Source organism: Streptosporangium sp. NPDC000509 (assembly GCF_042898365.1).
Lineage (GTDB): Bacteria > Actinomycetota > Actinomycetes > Streptosporangiales > Streptosporangiaceae > Streptosporangium.
Window position 1 is genome coordinate 36,307 of record NZ_JBIAYX010000002.1, and the last position, 16,040, is coordinate 52,346.

Consider the following 16,040-nt stretch of genomic DNA (forward strand, 5'->3'; position numbering starts at 1 on the left):
CTCAGGACGCCGGGGATTCGCGAATCTCGGCCAGAGAGATCCTCATGGCGTCGGCGGCACGCGTGAACCAGTCGGAGATGGCGGCCAGTTCGTCCGGGCCATAGCTCTCGAAAAGCTCGGTGAGCCGCCGATAGGTGGGCTCGTACGCCGTCGCGACACGGGCGGCCGAGCTCTCTTCCGGGACGATCCGGACGCGGCGGCGGTCACGGGGGTCGGCGACGCGCCGGGCGTAGCCCGCGCTCTCCAGGCGGTTGACCACCCCGGTGACGGCCCCGGTGGTGAGACCGGCCAACTCGGCGAGGCGTCCCGCGGTGAGTGCCTCCTCTCCCGCACCGAGGATGAAGCCGAGACACGTCAGATCCGTGACGTTGACCCCGAGGCGCTCGGCGATCGTGTGCTGCCCCACGAGGCTCAACGCGATCAATTGGTCCATCCGGGCGAGGACCTCCGGCGGCGAGACGACGGCTTCGGATTTGCCTTCCACCACAAAATCCCCTTACTATCTAAGAAGCTTAGCTCGTGAGGTAAATTGTACGGGCCGACCCAACTTAGCGCCCGCCGCCCCCGCGATCCGCCGCGACCCCCGGGGACGGTGCTTTTCGATGGAGGAGACGTGGGGATCAGGAAAGACCTCGCGGAATTGGCCGCGATCCACGAAGAGCACGACATGGGACACACCGTGGCGGGCTGGACCGGCTCGATCGTCTGCATCATCGGATTCGCGATCTCCGGGGTGGCGATGACGGCCGCCAGCGTCCTCTTCTTCTGGATCGGCGCGGGGGTTGTGATCCTGGGCGGTGCGCTGGGATGGCTCCTCCACCAGCTGGGCTTCGGCAAGGAGATCGGGCCGCGACCGATGTCGGAGCGCGGCATGCGCCGCCGCCCGGCACCGAGAACACCTGAGGCGGAGGAGGTTCCCGGAGAAGCGGCACGATCCCGTACGGAACCTCACACCTCCGCCCGCCCGGCTCAGCCCGCGACGATGGCCCAGACCGCATCGGGCACGCCCCTCGGCCTCTGATCGGGCCGTCCCCTTGTCCGAGCCGGCAGGCCGGTCCCTCGAACGAGGGACCGGCCTGCCGGTTTTTCAAGCCTCTTCAGGGCCTCTTCCAGCCTGCCCCGGTCCGCTCACCCGGTTTCCAGCCTTCCCGGCTCACCCGCATCCGGGCCGGTCACGTTCGCGAGGAAAGGCGCCCGTCCGAGCGAGGGCCCGACCGGCCAGGGCGTCGGGCACTCATTCCACATCCGCCAGATGGGACGAAAGCGTGCAACTATAGTGTAATTCTCCTACCGGGGCCGCCCAGGCTACATACCTGGTAAGACGGAGGGAACGCCCGCCCTGTGAACTGCGGGTCTAAGGAGTCTTTCCATGTCACCCGAAGGTGTGAACACGCTCTCGATCTCGGCCGACGTACGCGGAAACGCCATCGTGGTCCGTCTGATCGGCGAGCTTGACTACGACTACGCGCCGATCTTGCGGAGGGAACTCACCCAGGCCTGGAGCCTGGGAACCGGCAACCTGTCATCCAGGCTTACACCGCCCGCGGCACCCGGCACACCATCGGAGCTTCCAGCGTCCCAGACCCCCGACGCGTCGTCCGACCCCGTGGCCCCCTCGTCGCTCGACACACCGCCGGTGCCAGCTCTCTCGGCCCCCGGCACCCCCTCCGAACTCGCGGCGCCCCCGTCACTCGGCACACCCTCCGAACTTCCGGCGCCTCCGGCACCGTCGCCCATCCCGGCACCGCTTCCCCCCGAGACGCCGCTTCCCCCGGAGGCGTCACTCCTCTCGGGCTCGCCTTTCCTCCCCGAGACACCGCTCCTCCCGGAAACCCCCTTCTTCCCGGAGAAACCGCTCTTTTCGGAGTCTCCTCTCCTCCCGGAGACACCACTGCTCGCGGAGACATCACTCCTCTCGGACGGCCCGCTCACCCCGAAAGATCCGCACCCCTCGGGCCCGCCTCCACCGCTGTCGCCCGAACCTCCCTCACCGTTCTTCCCCGGGAGCCCGCCTCCCCCCGCCCCGGGAAGCCCGCCACCGGTCTTCCCCGAGGAGCCCTCTCCCCTCCCCCCGGACACGCCACCGGCGGACGGGCCGTCATCGGCCCCCACGATGACCTCGCCTTTCTCCCCGCCACCGGCCTCCCCCGCCCCGGCGGCGGTAGCCGAGGGCGCACCCTGGCTCATCCTCGATCTGGAAGGGCTCACCTTCTGTGACTCCACCGGGCTCGCGGAGCTGCTGTGGATCCTGCGCAAGAGCCAGGAGACGCGGACCCGCCTGGTGCTGGCCGGAGCGAACCGGACGCTGCGTCACATGATGACCGTCACCGGGCTTCTCGCCCACTTCACGCTAGCCACCTCCGTGGAGACGGCCCTCACGGGAGAGGAACTCGGGGCGACGGAAGGACACTGACGTGGGGGTGGCTCCGGGGCACCCCGCGGCCACCCCCGCAAAAGGCGCGACCCGGGAGGAGCCTCCACAGACGTCAGAAGTCTGAGACGTATATCGTTAAAAAGCGCTCATTCGCCTGACAAATAAGTCAACATCTTCATACGGGAAAATCCACTATCCCTCGAAAGTGGGGTCCCGATGCGGAGGATGTCACCGCGGATGACCGCGGAAGCACTGCCCGAGACCATGGACGGGCTCCCCGTCAAACCCGGGGAATTCCTCGCCCTCGTGTCCGTGGACTTCACCGGGACCTACCAGGTCTACCTGGCGGCCAAGGACGAGCGGATCAAGATGACCCGGCTGTCCATGAGCCTGCTCGCCGCCCCGTTCGCCGCCGCGGTCGCCCTGGCCGGCGCGAAGGTGGTCAGCCCGGCGATGCTCACCACCTGGCACAGCGTGCCCTGGTACCTGTTCGCGATGACCGCCGCGTTCGGGCTGCTCAGCGTGCTGCCCTTCCTCCGGCTGATCGAGGCGGTCAACGCGCACATGAGGACCGCGCGGGCGCTCAACAACTTCCGCCTGCTCTACACGGTCCACCTCAAGGACCAGTTCGCCGCCCTCGGCTGGACTCCCAACCTGCCGGTGGATCCCCGCTATCCGGAGACGTACGCGCCGCTCGCCTGGCCGGGGATCAACGTGATGATGCTCGCCCTGGTCAACAGTTCCTACATCGCGGTCGGCGTGCTCGGGATGATCGGGGCCGCACCGGCCGTCGCCCTGCTCCTGGTGGTCATCGGACTGCTCGCGCTGGTCCACTATTTCGTCTACTACGTCCGCGCCAATGTTTCCCGGCAACGCCGGCTCCCACACAATCCCTTCCATTTCCCCAACGTGGAGACCTGAATGCCCGACCTCCTCAGATTCGCGTCTTGTGGGGAGACGTGGATCTGGCTGATGCGACACGTGACACACAACGGCGGGCCCGCCCTGGACGACCGCGGCCCGATCATCGAGGCTCCGGCGGTGCTCTTCGAGGTCACCGGCCTGGCCTGGGACGATCCCGTCCTGAAAAGCTACGGCGAGGCCGGAAAGATCCCGCTGTACTCCAGCAAGTTCAGCGAACGCTCGGTCGTCCCGCCGTTCAAATACAGTTACGGAGGGCGACTCCGCCAGTTTCTCGGCGTCGACCAGCTCGGCTGGATCACCGACGTGCTGCGCGCCAAGCCGTACACCAAGAGCGGCTGGATCTCGCTCACCGCCCCCGGCGAGTCTCCCGACGCGGTGCCCTGCCTGACCAGCCTCGCCTTCAGGCTCCGTGCCGGGCGGCTGGTCATGACCGCCGCCTTCCGGTCTCAGAACGTCTACACGTCCTATCTGAACTACGTACCGCTGCGCGGCATCCAGCGCGAGGTCGCGGACGGCCTCACCGTGGGCTGCGGATCGATGCGGGTCTTCGTCGACGTACCGCACATCTACGCCGCGGACGAGGCGACGGTCGGGGAGATCCTCCGGCTCTCGGAGGGTGACGGGCCCGGCGAGAGAGCACCGGGCCCCGATCATCGAATCTGCTCCGTTCCCTGATCGCCCCACGAGCGTGTCCCGGCCGCCTGCCGGGACACGCTCGTGATTCCCTTCACCTCACCTGAAGCGGCGCAGTCGCAGGCTGTTGCTCACCACGAACACCGAGGAGAGCGCCATCGCACCCCCGGCGATCATCGGGGTGAGCAGACCGAACGCGGCCAGCGGGATGGCGGCGACGTTGTAGGCGAAGGCCCAGAACAGGTTGCCCCTGATCGTGCGCAGCGTGCGGCGGGACAGTCTGATCGCGTCGGCGGCCACCCGCAGGTCGCCCCTGACCAGGGTGAGGTCGGATGCCTCGATCGCGACATCGGTGCCGGTGCCCATCGCCATACCGAGATCGGCCTGGGCGAGCGCGGCGGCGTCGTTCACCCCGTCGCCGATCATGGCCACGGTGCGGCCCTCGGACTGGAGCCGCTTGACGACCTCCACCTTGTCGGCGGGCAGCACGTCGGCGATCACGTCCTCGACGCCGACGGCCTCGGCGACCGTACGGGCCACCGTCTCGTTGTCGCCGGTGAGCAGGATCGGACGCAGGCCGAGCGCGCGCAACGCGGCGACCGCCTCGGCCGAGCTGGGCTTGATCGCGTCGGCGACGGTGAGCACCGCGCGGGCCTTCCCGTCCCAGCCGACCGCGACGGCCGTCTCCCCGCGCGCCCGCGCCCCCTCCAGTTTCTCCTCCAGCTCCGGCGGCAGGTGCTGCGACCAGTCGGCGAGCAGCTGAGGACGCCCGACGAGGACGGCGTGCCCGTCGACGACGCCCTGGACGCCGAGGCCCTCGATGTTCGCGAAGTCCTCGACCTCGGCGGTGGAGTCCGCCGCGCGGGCGACGGCGCGGGCCACGGGGTGCTCGGAGGCGCCCTCCAGGGCTCCGGCCAGCCGGAGCACCTCCTCGCGCTCCTCACCGGCGGCGGGGAAGACGTCCTTGAGGGTCATCGTGCCCGACGTCACGGTGCCGGTCTTGTCCAGGACCACGGTGTTGATGCCGTGGGTCGCCTCCAGCGCCTCCGGACCCTTGATCAGGATTCCCAGCTGGGCGCCCCGGCCGGTGCCGACCATCAGCGCGGTCGGTGTGGCGAGGCCCAGGGCGCAGGGGCAGGCGATGATCAGCACCGCCACGGCGGCGGTGAAGGCCGCGGCGGCGCCTGAACCGATCCCGAGCCAGAAGCCCAGGGTGGCCACGGACAGCGCGATCACGATCGGCACGAACACCGCGGAGATCCGGTCGGCCAGCCGCTGCACGGCGGCCTTGCCGTTCTGCGCGTCCTCCACCAGCCTGGCCATCTGGGCGAGCTGGGTGTCGGAGCCGACCCTGGTGGCCCTGACCACGAGCCGCCCCCCGGCGTTCACGGTGGCGCCGACCACCGCGTCACCCGGCCGTACCTCGACGGGGACCGACTCGCCGGTCAGCATGGACGTGTCCACGGCCGAGGAGCCCTCCTCGACCACGCCGTCCGTCGCGACCTTCTCCCCCGGCCGTACGACGAAGAGGTCGCCCGCCTTGAGCGCACCGACGGGGACGAGTTCCCCCGAGGCGAGCGTGACCTCCTTGGCGCCCATCGACATCAGCGCGCGAAGCGCGGCACCGGCTCGGCGCTTGGAGCGCGCCTCGAAGTAGCGGCCCGCGAGGATGAAGGTGGTCACCCCGGCGGCGGCCTCGAAGTAGATGTTTCCCGAGCCGTCGCCCCTGGACAGGGTGAACTCGAAGCCGTGTCGCATGCCCGGCATGCCCGCCGTGCCGAAGAACAGGGCCCAGAGGGACCAGGAGAAGGCGGCGATCGCCCCCATCGAGACCAGCGTGTCCATGGTCGCGGCGCCGTGCCGCAGGTTGGTCCAGGCCGCCCGGTGGAAGGGCCACCCTCCGTAGACCACGACGGGACCGGCCAGGGCGAGGGAGAGCCACTGCCAGTTGTCGAACTGAAGCACCGGGATCATCGCCATCGCGATGACCGGCACCGAGAGCACGACGGAGGTGATCAGGCGCTGCCTGAGCGGGGTGAGCACGTCACGCTCCCCCTCCTCACCGGCGGCCCCTTCCGTCTCCCCGGACTCCCCCGACGCCGGCGGCGCGGGCGGCTCGGCGGTGTATCCGGCCTTCTCCACCTCCGCGACGAGGTCGTCGGGGGTGATGGCCGCGGGGTAGGTGACCTTCGCCTTCTCGGTGGCGTAGTTGACGGTCGCGGTCACGCCGTCCAGCTTGTTGAGCTTGCGCTCGATGCGGGCCGCGCAGGAGGCGCAGGTCATGCCGCCGATGGCGAGCTCGATCTCGCCGCGGGCGGATGCTTCGCCGGTGGTCATGGACATCACGACCTCTCCTCGTCCCTTGCCTCGTGTCCCGGTCGTCGTGCGTGGCCCGGGGTCGTCACCGGACGGCCCGCCGGGGCGAGAACCTCGCCGCCCTCCGGGAGCGGGCCCGTCCACCGTCCCGGCACGTGATGGGTGTGCCCAGACATATGTCTCTCCTCGTTATGAGAACACGTAACCCCTATGGGGTATTTCACGGTTGGTGGCTGTGCCCGTGGCCGTCACCCGAGGAGGCTCCGCCGCCCTCGGGGTCCGGGCTGGTGGCGGCGGTGAACGCGGCGGTGCGCACGGTCCCGCCGTGCTTGAAGTCCAGGTAGAGGCCGTAGGTCCCCGCGCTCGGCACCTCGGCGTAGAAGGTGATGTTCGGGCCGGGCGTGGTGCGCCCGTCACCGGGCTCGCCGTCGGGGTGCACGTGCAGATAGGCCAGGTCGCCGTCACGCAGCGCGACCAGGTGCCCGTACGCGGCCAGGTAGGGCTCCAGGTCGGTGACCGGCTCGCCGTCCTTGGCGACCGAGAGCGTGAGCATGCTCGTCCGGCCGGGGATGAGATCGCCCTTCAGGGTGACGGTGTAGTCGCCCACGGTGGCGGTCTCGGCCGGGACCGCGAGCGGCTCGGGCCGGTAGTCACCCGCCACCGACAGGTCCATGCCGAGCGTCAGCGGCGCCGCCCCCTCGGGGGCGAAGTCGGCGAACGCGCGGTACTCCCCCGCGGCGGGAAGCTTGAGCGGGACCGACCACACCCCGCCTCCCAGCAGGGTGGGATGCAGGTGCTGGAAGCCCGTCAGGTCGCGGCGCACCACGATGAGGTGCAGCTTCTTGTCGTGCTGCGTGGTGAACCCGGTGACGGGAGAGCCGTCGGGACCGATCACCGTGAAGCGGAAGTCGGTCCGCTCGCCCACCTTGACCTCGTCGGTCTCCGGCATGAGCATGTATCCGTCCTGGGAGACCTGGAGCCCCGCGGGAACGGCCGGCGCCTTCGCGGCCGTCGCGTGCTGATGGACTCCGTGCTCCGAGCCCTCGCCCCGCTCGGCACCGGGGCCCTGAGAGCTCTGGGCCTCCGCGTCTCCGGTCGGACCGGCCATCCGGCCCGCCCCCAGGGCGCCGCCGAACACCACGGCCAGCACCAGCGCGTACGCACCCACCTTGAGCGCGCCGTTCATCGCGATCACCCCTCTCGAATACCCATAGGGGGTATCCTTTCGCTCGCCTACAGTGCCACACCACCACCCTTTTCAGCAACCCCTGGGGGGTATATCTGACGCCGGTCTCCAGGTCACAGGATGACCGATGCGCAGGAGGATGAAGAGACTTACCGGAATTCTGAGAATATTGAGGCCTCCGGAAGATCGCGGGCAGGCCCCATCCCACCCGGGGCGTCTCCTTGGCTCCCCCTGCCTTCCGGATGCCTTCCGGAACAGCCTCCTCGCCCCTCCCGTCTCCCCGAACTCCTCCGGGGCGTCTCCCCGTTCCCGCCGGTAGGCGTCCTGCGGGTCCGGCGTGAGCATCTCCTCCGGCCTCCGGCGGAGCGCGTCCCCACGGGGTTTCGGGAGTGCGGATCAGGACGGCAGACGCCGGACACGCTCCGAGGACGGGTCGTAGAGAGGTTCAGCGGTGACGGCGGCGCCCACCCAGGTTCCGGTGACGCCGACCTCGACCCGGTCGCCGGGGGCGGCGCCCTCGGGCAGGTAGGCGTAGGCGATCGAGCGGTCGACGCGGTGACCGTACCCGCCACTCGTCACCCGCGAGGCGGGCAGCCCACCGACGCGGACCGGCTCCCCGCCGAGGCAGACCTGGCGGGGGTCGTCGAGGACCAGGCAGAACAGACGTCGCGCGGGACGAGCGCCGGCCGCTCGGTCAACGGTCGAATGGTCGACCGTCGAGTGGTCGTCGGCGGGACGGGCATCGGCCGGGCTGTCCGCAGCGAGACGATCGCCGGACGAGCGGTCGTCTGCTGGACGGTCGCCGGTGAGGCGGCGGGCGGATTCCAGGGCCGCGCGGCCGACGAAGTCCTTGTCGCGGGCGACCGCGAACCCCAGACCGGCCTCGTAGGGGGTGGTCTCCGGGGTGATGTCCATGCCCCAGACGCGGTAGCCCTTCTCCAGGCGCATCGAGTCGATCGCGCGGTACCCGGCAGGCCGCATGCCGTACGGCGCTCCGGCCTCCATGAGCGTGTCCCACAGCGTCAGCCCGTACTCCGACGGGCAGTACAGCTCCCAGCCGAACTCGCCCACGAACGTCACCCGCTGGGCCAGCACCGGGACGTTCCCCACGCTGATCTCCCTCGCCTTCATGTAGCCGAAGGTGAGGTCGTCGCCGGACACGGAACCGAGGATGTCGAGCGCCCTCGGCCCCCACAGGCAGTAGCAGGCGTGGGCCGAGGTGACGTCTCGGACGTCGAGACCCCGGCCCCGGAGCCAGGCGGCGTCGTGAACGCCGAAGGCGGTGCCGGTGACCAGACGGAAACGGTCGTCCGCCAGGCGGGTGACGGTCAGGTCGGCCTCGATGCCGCCGCGCCCGTTGAGGAGCTGGGTGTAGACGATCGAACCGACGGGCCTGTCGAGCTGTCCGGCGCAGGCCCACTGCAACCCCTCCAGGGCTCCGGGCCCCGAGACCTCCAGCTTGGAGAACGAGGTCTGGTCGAACAGGCCCGCGGCGTCGCGGGTGGCCAGGCACTCCTCGCGTACGGCGGGCGACCAGATCCGGCCCGCCCAGCCGTGCGGGCGAGGGCTGCGGACGTCCGGGGGGACGTCACGGACGTCCGGGGACACCTCGCGAACGTCCGGGGAGACACCGTGGCCGGCCGGAGCGACCTCATGAGTCTCGCGGACGTCCGGAGAGACCTCGCGGACGCCCGGTTCCGGATCCCGGGTGACCGGGGCGTCCACGGGAGGAGTCTCACCCGCCCCGGCCGGGCGCCCGCCGGGTTCGTACCAGTTGACCCGTTCCCAGCCGGACTTCTCGCCGAACGCCGCCCCCAGCTCCACATGCCGCACCCAGGCGGGAGAGCGGCGGAGCGGGCGGGCTGCGGTGCGCTCCTCGCCGGGGTAGACGATGTCGTAGTACTTCGAGTACGAGTCCAGGGCCTTGGCACGGGTCCACGATGCGGAACGGGCATGGGATCCGAAACGCCTCAGATCCATACCAAACATGTCGTACTCCGGCGAACCATCCACGATCCATTCGGCCATCACCTTGCCCACACCGCCGGCGGCCGCCAGGCCGTGCACACAGAATCCGGCCGCCGCCCACAACCCGCGGACCGGGGTCTCACCGAGCAGGAACTCCCCGTCGGGGGTGAACGCCTCGGGGCCGTGGACGACCTTTGTGATCTCGGCATTGGCCAGGTCGGGAACCCTCCGCACCGCCGATTCCCACGATTCTTGAAATTTCGGCATATCAGGGGGAAAGAGAGTCCGAGGCTCCTCCAGTGGAGCAGCCGTGTCCCATATCGCGGGGTTCCTGATATATCCACCTACCAAAATGCCGGCATTCTCCTCCCGGAAATAGACAATGTTGTCCGGATCCCGCACCGTAGGCATGGACGAAGGAACCTCGAATGGTTCGGTGACTACATATTGATGTTTTATCGGCACAACCGGAATGTCCACCCCGGCCATCCGCCCGACCCGCCCGCTCGCCGCGCCCGCCGCGACGACCACGGTCTCCGCCTGGACCGACCACTCCTCGACGTCGCCGGAGCCATCGGCCCCCGACGCGAGCCGCACCCCGGCGACCGTGCCGTTCTTCACGTCGATTCCGGTGACCCGGGTGCCGGTGTACATCCGCACGCCCAGCTTCCGCGCCCCCGCCGCCAGTGCCCTGGCCAGCAGCGCCGGGTCCAGCCAGCCGTCCCCCGGCAACCAGAGCGCGGCCCGCACGTCGTCGGCGCGCAGCAGCGGGAGCATCTCCTTCGCCTCGGCACCGGAGATCATCTCCAGGCCGAGCCCGTAGGTCTCCCCGGCCCCGGCGAGCCGCAGCGACTCCTCCACCCGCTCGGGCGTGGTCGCCAGGCGGAGGCCGCCGACCCCGCGCCATCCCGGGTCCAGCCCGGTGAGCTCGGCCAGTTCGGGGTAGAGACCTGCCGAGTACATGATCATCTTGGTCTGCGTGACGGTCGAGCGGAGCTGGCCCACGAAACCGGCCGAGTGCCAGGTGGTGCCCTCGGTAAGCTCGTGCCGCTCGACGAGGATCACCTCGCTCCAGCCGAGCCTCGCGAGGTGGTAGGCCACGCTGCAACCGGCCACTCCACCGCCGATCACGACGGCTCGCGCGGATCCGGGAAGTTTCACGGCAGGGAACCCCTCTGTAACAACTAGTCCACAGAATCGGATCAATGGTATGAAGGTAGGCCAAAGGAGGGCGGCATGCCAGATCCTCGAGCGGACGTCCGAAAATGGGCTGGTCAGCCCATAACCGAGACCCCGATCAAGGGTGGCCTCAGCCACCGGATCTCGCGGCTCACCACGGCCGACGGGCAGCGCTGGTTGCTGCGCGTGCTGGATCCCCGGGTGTCGGAGGCCGGCCTGGGCATACCTCTCGACCAGGAGATCGCCAACACGGTCCACGCGGCGGACGCCGGGGTCGGACCCAGGGTGCTGCACCGGCTGCCGGACGCGCTGGTGCTGGAGTATCTCGACGGTGTCACCCTGGACGCCCATGCCGTACGGACGATTCCCGGCCCCATCGCCGCGGCCTGCCGCCGGCTGCACGCCGGACCTCGGTTCGTCAACGACTTCTCCATCTTCCGCAAGCTCGACGAGTTTCTCGCCCTGTGCCGTACCCACGAACTGAGCACACCCGACGGCTACCGGGACCGCCTTCCCGCGGCGGCGGAGATCGAAAGGGCGCTCGCCGCCGACCCGCTGCCCACGGTGCCGTGTCACAACGACCTGCTGCCGGAGAACTTCATCCGCTGCGGCGGTGAGGTGCGGATCGTCGACTACCAGCTCTCGGGGAACAACGACCCGGCCTTCGAACTGGGCGACATCGCCGCCGAGGCGGACTACGACCCGGACCTGACCGCCCGGCTCGCCCGCGCCTACTTCGGCACCGACGACCGGCGGCTCACCTCCAGGGTCCGACTCAACCTGATCATGTCCAACCTGACCTGGACGCTCTGGTTCTCCGTACACCACGGGCTGCTCAAGGAGCAGGCCGCCGACGCCGACTTCGACTACGAGGCCGAGGCCGCCGACAAGTTCTCGCAAGCCGTGCGGGACCTGGACGACCCGGGGTTCGGACGGCTCGTCGACGACGTCCGGGGCGCGAGCTCCGGATTTCCACCCCCCGCATAACCCCCCAAGGAGGCTTGAGTGACCAAGCCAACGTCGGTCGACGAGGACGCGAAGCGTCTCGCCGAACTCGGTTACAAGCAGGAGCTCTCCAGAACCTGGAGCGGCTTCTCCAACTTCGCCATCTCCTTCTCGATCATCTCCATCCTGGCCGGCTGCTTCACCACGTTCGGCCAGGCGTGGAACAACGGTGGACCCATCGCCATCTCGTGGGGGTGGCCGCTGATCTCGATCTTCATCCTGATCATCGGGCTGTGCATGTCGGAACTGGTCTCGGCCTATCCGACCGCCGGTGGCATCTACTGGTGGGCCGCCAAGATGGGCAGGCCGATCCACGGCTGGTTCACCGGGTGGTTCAACCTCGTCGGCCTGATCGCCGTGACGGCCTCGGTCGACTACGGCTGCGCGACCTTCCTGAACATCACCCTCAACCGGTTCTTCCCCGCCTGGGACCCCAGCCTGACCAACGCGTTCATCCTGTTCGCGGTCATCCTCATCCTGCACGGCTTGATCAACATCTTCAGTCACCGGCTGATCTCGACGCTGCAGAACGTCTCGGTGTGGTGGCACGTCTTCGGCGCGGCGGTCGTCGTACTGATCCTGATCTTCGGCCCCGACTCGCACCAGTCGATGTCGTTCGTCTTCACCGAGACGATCAACAACTCCGGCTTCTCCGACTCGTCGTACTGGTTCTACGTGCTGCCGCTCGGCTTCCTGCTCACCCAGTACACGATCACCGGGTTCGACGCGTGTGCCCACGTGTCGGAGGAGACCCAGGGCGCCTCCACCGCCGCCGCCCGAGGGCTGTGGCAGTCGATCTTCTACTCGGCGATCGGCGGCTGGATCCTGCTGCTCGCCTTCCTGTTCGCGGCGACCGACGTGGACGCGGTGAACGAGGCGGGCGGCTTCGTCGGCGCCATCTTCGACAGCGCGCTCCCCGGCAACCTGGCCACCGCGATCTTCACGATCTCCACCATCGGCCAGTTCTTCTGCGGGATGAGCTGCGTGACCTCGATGTCCCGGATGACCTACGCCTTCTCCCGCGACGGCGCCATCCCCGGCTGGCGCCTGTGGTCGAAGGTGGACGCCAACCGGACCCCCGTCAACGCGATCGTCTTCGGCTGCGCGGCCGCGCTCGTCCTCACCCTGCCCGCGTTGTACGAGGCCCCCGGCGGTCTGCCGCTCGCCTTCTACGCGGTCGTGTCGGTGGCGGTCATCGGCCTCTACATCGCCTTCGCGATCCCGATCTGGCTGCGGCTGCGGATGGGTGACCGGTTCGAGCCCGGCCCCTGGACGCTGGGGTCGAAGTACAAGGTCATGTGCTGGATCGCGATCGTCGAGATCGTCATCGTCTCGATCTACTTCATCATGCCGCTCGTCCCGGCCGCCGTGCCGTTCAGCGACGACTTCACCTGGACCGCGGTCAACTACGCGCCGATCGTGGTCGGCGTGATGGTGCTGGCCGTGGGCCTGTGGTGGGTGCTGTCGGCGAGGCACTGGTTCACCGGCCCGCGCCGCACGATCGACATGAACGAGGCGTTCGACCCGGCCGACACGGCCGGCGGGGAGCCGACCGGCTGACCGCCCCGCGGGACCTCCCCGCCGACCGTTCCCTGAAAAGACCGGGAAACGAGCCCCGCGCTGCGAGGCCGCGCCGCCGACCGTTCCCGGAGAGGACCAAACGAGCCGACCGGCCCCGGAGAGGGCTGGTCAGCTCGCCTCGAAGGCCTCCGCCACCGCCGCACGGACCCGATCCATCGCCGTGGCGGCGGGGGCCCCGCTGAACATCGTGAACGTCGTCCCCCCGGCGGCCGGGGCCTCCCGCCCCACGGACGTCATGTCCACATCCGGCATGCCGCAGGCCACGGCCCAGTTCCACGGGGTCAGGTCGCCGTCGACGTTGAGGGCGAACCCGTGACTGGTGACACCGCGGCTCTGCCGCATGCCGATCGAGACGATCTTGCGTCCCGTCTCGGCCGTCCACACGCCGGTGAGCAGTTCCGAGCCCGGCGGGGTGTCGCGGCGCTCGGCCGGGACACCCAGCGCGCCGAGCGCGCCGACGAGCCTCAGTTCGACCTCTCGGACGTAGTCGACGATCCCCTCGCCCTCGCCGAGCTTGACGATCAGGTATCCGACCAGCTGGCCGGGGCCGTGGTAGGTGAGCTGCCCGCCACGACCCGTGCTCACGACCGGGATGCCGTGAGCGGGGTCGGGCAGGTGCTGCTCAGGGGTTCGCCTGCCCACGGTGTACACCTGCGGGTGGCTGAGCAACCAGAGCGTGTCGGAGCGCTCGTCGCGCTGCCGCTGACCGACCATGTCGGTCATCCGCTCCATCGCCTTCTCGTAGTCGACCAGGTCGTCCTGGACCAGGGACAGTGGGCGTCGCCTCATGCCCCCAGCTTAATTTCACCGGGACGCGTCGTGACCCGGGGTCCGCGACACCGGCCCTCGTCCTAGTAGCGGGCCGCGGGCGCCTTGGGGACGAAGATCCACATCAGCACGTAGGCGACCCACAGGGGCCCTGGAATGAGCGAGAGCAACAGCCAGAACACCCGGACAAGTGTGGGCGGCATGTTGAGACTGTCCGCGATCCCGCCGCAGACTCCGGCGATTATCTTGTGATTTCTCGAACGGTACACGTTGCCTCTCTCGAATCGATGTTCTTCGTCCTTTCAAACGAACGACCGGAACCCATCCGTTCCCGAGACACCCCTGAGAAAACCCTGTCAGGGTCGGCTCGACAACTTTTTTCGCATCCGAGCGTCGGCACATCTAGGCGAAACAGGTTGATCACGGTACGTTCCGCCATGTACCTAATAGGGGATCCCCCTCCGTTCCACCCCGAGGAGCGCTATGCGCCTGAGGTTACGACGCAGCCTGGTCCAGACCGCCACCCTGGTCACGGCCCTCGCCCTCCCTCTCGCCCTCACCGCGCCGGCGAGCGCGACCACCGCGGCCCCCGCGGCCCCCAAGTCCACGGACGTCACCGACGTCCTCGCCAACGTGTTCGCGACGCAGATCAAGGGCAGCAACGTCAAGAAGCACCTGGACAAGTTCCAGCAGATCGCGACCGCCAACGGCGGAAACCGCGCCGCCGGCTCTCCCGGTTACGACGCCTCCCTCGCCTACGTGCAGGACAAGCTGCGCAAGGCCGGATACAAGACCTCCACGACCGACGTCGAGTTCCCCCTGGGCTGGGAGGAGGCGAGCCCGTCGGTCCTGCAGCAGACCGCTCCCGTGGCGAAGACCTACGCCAACCCCGCCGACTTCGTCACCGTCATCTCCTCCAGCGGAGGCGACGTCACCGCGCAGGTGCAGGTCGTCGACGCGGTCCTCCCGCCGCCCCCGGTCGCGAACACCTCGACCGCGGGTTGTGAGACCTCGGACTTCGCCGGGTTCGTCCCCGGCCGGATCGCGCTGCTCCAGCGCGGCACCTGCCCGTTCGTCGACAAGGCCGCCAACGCCAAGGCCGCCGGCGCGGCCGGTGTGATCTTCTTCAACGAGGGCCAGCCCGGCAGGACCGACCCGCTCGTCTTCGACATCATCGAGTGGCGCTTCGGCTTCCCCATCGTGATGGCGAGCACGACCGTAGGCCTTGAGCTGGCCGCCGCCCCGAACACCACCGTCCGTCTCAAGGTCGACGCCGAGACCGAGGTCGGCCGTACCAAGAACCTGATCGCCGACTCCCGCTGGGGCAAGTCCGGCGAGATCGTCGCGGTCGGCGCCCACCTCGACAGCGTGCCCGAGGGCCCCGGCATCAACGACAACGGCTCCGGCAGCGCCGCCATCCTGGAGACCGCGCTGAAGCTGGCCCACGTGCCGACCAAGTACAAGGTGCGCTTCGCCTGGTGGGGCGCGGAAGAGCTCGGCCTGCTCGGCTCCGAGCAGTACGTCGAGGGCCTGTCCCAGGCGGAGAAGGACAAGATCAGGCTCTACCTGAACTTCGACATGATCGCCTCGCCCAACGACGTCACCTTCCTGTACGACGGCGACGACTCCGACGGCGAGGGCTCCCCTGCGGGACCGGCCGGCTCCGACCAGATCGAGAAGCGCCTTGAGGCGTTCTACACCAAGCGCAAGCTGCCCTTCCAGGGCACCGACTTCAACGGCCGCTCCGACTACGGCGCGTTCATCGCCAACGGCATCCCGGCCGGCGGCATCTTCACCGGCGCCGAAGGCATCAAGACCCCCGAGCAGGCCGCCAGGTTCGGCGGAACCGCGGGCGTCGCCTACGACCCCTGCTACCACGCCGCCTGCGACGGCATCAACAACATCAGCGCCGCCGCGCTCGACCGCAACTCCAAGGCCGTCGGCTACACCACCGCGTACTTCGCCTACGACCTGAAGGGCATTCCCGACCGCAACGCCGCGACCAAGGCACTCTCCAGGTCCGCGGCGCCGGCCGCGGCGGATCACCACGGTGAGGCCGCCCGCTAGGGATTCGCTCCGCAAGCGCACCACCACGCTGTACGGCGC

At 69.2% G+C, this 16,040-nt stretch carries 13 protein-coding genes; 7 read left to right on the forward strand and 6 right to left on the reverse strand.

Translation table 11 applies throughout. The annotated features are described in order from the left end of the window. Position 1: 1 nt before the first annotated feature. Positions 2–484 (reverse strand): MarR family transcriptional regulator, encoded by a 483-nt coding sequence (locus tag ACFY3D_RS03625; RefSeq protein WP_350942907.1) that lies wholly within the window; start codon positions 482–484, stop codon positions 2–4. Positions 485–613: 129 nt separating this feature from the next. On the opposite strand from ACFY3D_RS03625, the gene ACFY3D_RS03630 reads away from it, so the two are divergent. The 4 genes from ACFY3D_RS03630 (at position 614) to ACFY3D_RS03645 (ending at position 3,973) form a co-directional block, all read left to right on the forward strand. Next, complete coding sequence (locus ACFY3D_RS03630) at positions 614–1,021, forward strand: HGxxPAAW family protein (RefSeq protein WP_389974453.1); 408 nt, start codon at positions 614–616, stop codon at positions 1,019–1,021. 1,092 nt (positions 1,022–2,113) lie between these two features. Continuing rightward, entirely contained in the window at positions 2,114–2,413 is a 300-nt protein-coding gene (locus tag ACFY3D_RS03635; RefSeq protein WP_389974456.1) for an STAS domain-containing protein, read from the forward strand. A gap of 198 nt (positions 2,414–2,611) precedes the next feature. Then, positions 2,612–3,295, forward strand: a complete 684-nt coding sequence (locus ACFY3D_RS03640; protein ID WP_350942902.1) for a hypothetical protein — start codon at positions 2,612–2,614, stop codon at positions 3,293–3,295. 51 nt (positions 3,296–3,346) lie between these two features. Continuing rightward, the gene (locus ACFY3D_RS03645; protein ID WP_389974459.1) at positions 3,347–3,973 is read left to right on the forward strand and encodes a hypothetical protein; all 627 of its coding nucleotides are present in this window, start codon (positions 3,347–3,349) and stop codon (positions 3,971–3,973) included. 57 nt (positions 3,974–4,030) lie between these two features. Here the strand turns inward: ACFY3D_RS03645 and ACFY3D_RS03650 are convergent, their stop codons facing one another. From ACFY3D_RS03650 to ACFY3D_RS03660, 3 genes are all read right to left on the reverse strand, one after another. Further along, positions 4,031–6,268 (reverse strand): heavy metal translocating P-type ATPase, encoded by a 2,238-nt coding sequence (locus ACFY3D_RS03650; RefSeq protein ID WP_389975607.1) that lies wholly within the window; start codon positions 6,266–6,268, stop codon positions 4,031–4,033. 199 nt (positions 6,269–6,467) lie between these two features. Beyond that, positions 6,468–7,433 (reverse strand): hypothetical protein, encoded by a 966-nt coding sequence (locus tag ACFY3D_RS03655; protein ID WP_389975610.1) that lies wholly within the window; start codon positions 7,431–7,433, stop codon positions 6,468–6,470. Between the two features lie 396 nt (positions 7,434–7,829). Then, positions 7,830–10,562 (reverse strand): FAD-dependent oxidoreductase, encoded by a 2,733-nt coding sequence (locus ACFY3D_RS03660; protein ID WP_389974462.1) that lies wholly within the window; start codon positions 10,560–10,562, stop codon positions 7,830–7,832. Positions 10,563–10,637: 75 nt separating this feature from the next. Here ACFY3D_RS03660 and ACFY3D_RS03665 point away from each other — a divergent pair, with 75 nt between their 5' ends. Both ACFY3D_RS03665 and ACFY3D_RS03670 read left to right on the forward strand, forming a co-directional pair. Then, positions 10,638–11,567, forward strand: coding sequence for a phosphotransferase (locus tag ACFY3D_RS03665; RefSeq protein WP_362896572.1), 930 nt, complete (start codon positions 10,638–10,640; stop codon positions 11,565–11,567). A gap of 18 nt (positions 11,568–11,585) precedes the next feature. Next, entirely contained in the window at positions 11,586–13,145 is a 1,560-nt protein-coding gene (locus tag ACFY3D_RS03670; protein ID WP_389974465.1) for an amino acid permease, read from the forward strand. A gap of 129 nt (positions 13,146–13,274) precedes the next feature. Here the strand turns inward: ACFY3D_RS03670 and lipB are convergent, their stop codons facing one another. Both lipB and ACFY3D_RS03680 read right to left on the reverse strand, forming a co-directional pair. Beyond that, on the reverse strand, positions 13,275–13,955 hold the full coding sequence (gene lipB / locus ACFY3D_RS03675) for a lipoyl(octanoyl) transferase LipB (protein ID WP_389974468.1): 681 nt from the start codon (positions 13,953–13,955) through the stop codon (positions 13,275–13,277). A 62-nt stretch (positions 13,956–14,017) separates the two neighbouring features. After that, a complete protein-coding gene (locus ACFY3D_RS03680; protein WP_350942895.1) occupies positions 14,018–14,203 on the reverse strand; it encodes a PspC domain-containing protein in 186 nt (61 codons plus the stop codon). Positions 14,204–14,417: 214 nt separating this feature from the next. Here ACFY3D_RS03680 and ACFY3D_RS03685 point away from each other — a divergent pair, with 214 nt between their 5' ends. Beyond that, positions 14,418–16,001, forward strand: a complete 1,584-nt coding sequence (locus tag ACFY3D_RS03685) for a M28 family metallopeptidase (protein ID WP_389974472.1) — start codon at positions 14,418–14,420, stop codon at positions 15,999–16,001. Positions 16,002–16,040: the final 39 nt, after the last annotated feature.

What these genes read in the sequence shown, in the direction of transcription:
- ACFY3D_RS03635 (WP_389974456.1), top strand. Translation starts at nt 2,114, where the DNA reads ATGACCTCGCCTTTCTCCCCGCCACCGGCCTCCCCCGCCCCGGCGGCG.
- ACFY3D_RS03640 (WP_350942902.1), top strand. Translation starts at nt 2,612, where the DNA reads ATGACCGCGGAAGCACTGCCCGAGACCATGGACGGGCTCCCCGTCAAA.
- ACFY3D_RS03645 (WP_389974459.1), top strand. Translation starts at nt 3,347, where the DNA reads ATGCGACACGTGACACACAACGGCGGGCCCGCCCTGGACGACCGCGGC.
- ACFY3D_RS03650 (WP_389975607.1), bottom strand. Translation starts at nt 6,268, where the DNA reads ATGACCACCGGCGAAGCATCCGCCCGCGGCGAGATCGAGCTCGCCATC.
- ACFY3D_RS03655 (WP_389975610.1), bottom strand. Translation starts at nt 7,433, where the DNA reads ATGAACGGCGCGCTCAAGGTGGGTGCGTACGCGCTGGTGCTGGCCGTG.
- ACFY3D_RS03665 (WP_362896572.1), top strand. Translation starts at nt 10,638, where the DNA reads ATGCCAGATCCTCGAGCGGACGTCCGAAAATGGGCTGGTCAGCCCATA.
- lipB (WP_389974468.1), bottom strand. Translation starts at nt 13,955, where the DNA reads ATGAGGCGACGCCCACTGTCCCTGGTCCAGGACGACCTGGTCGACTAC.
- ACFY3D_RS03685 (WP_389974472.1), top strand. Translation starts at nt 14,418, where the DNA reads ATGCGCCTGAGGTTACGACGCAGCCTGGTCCAGACCGCCACCCTGGTC.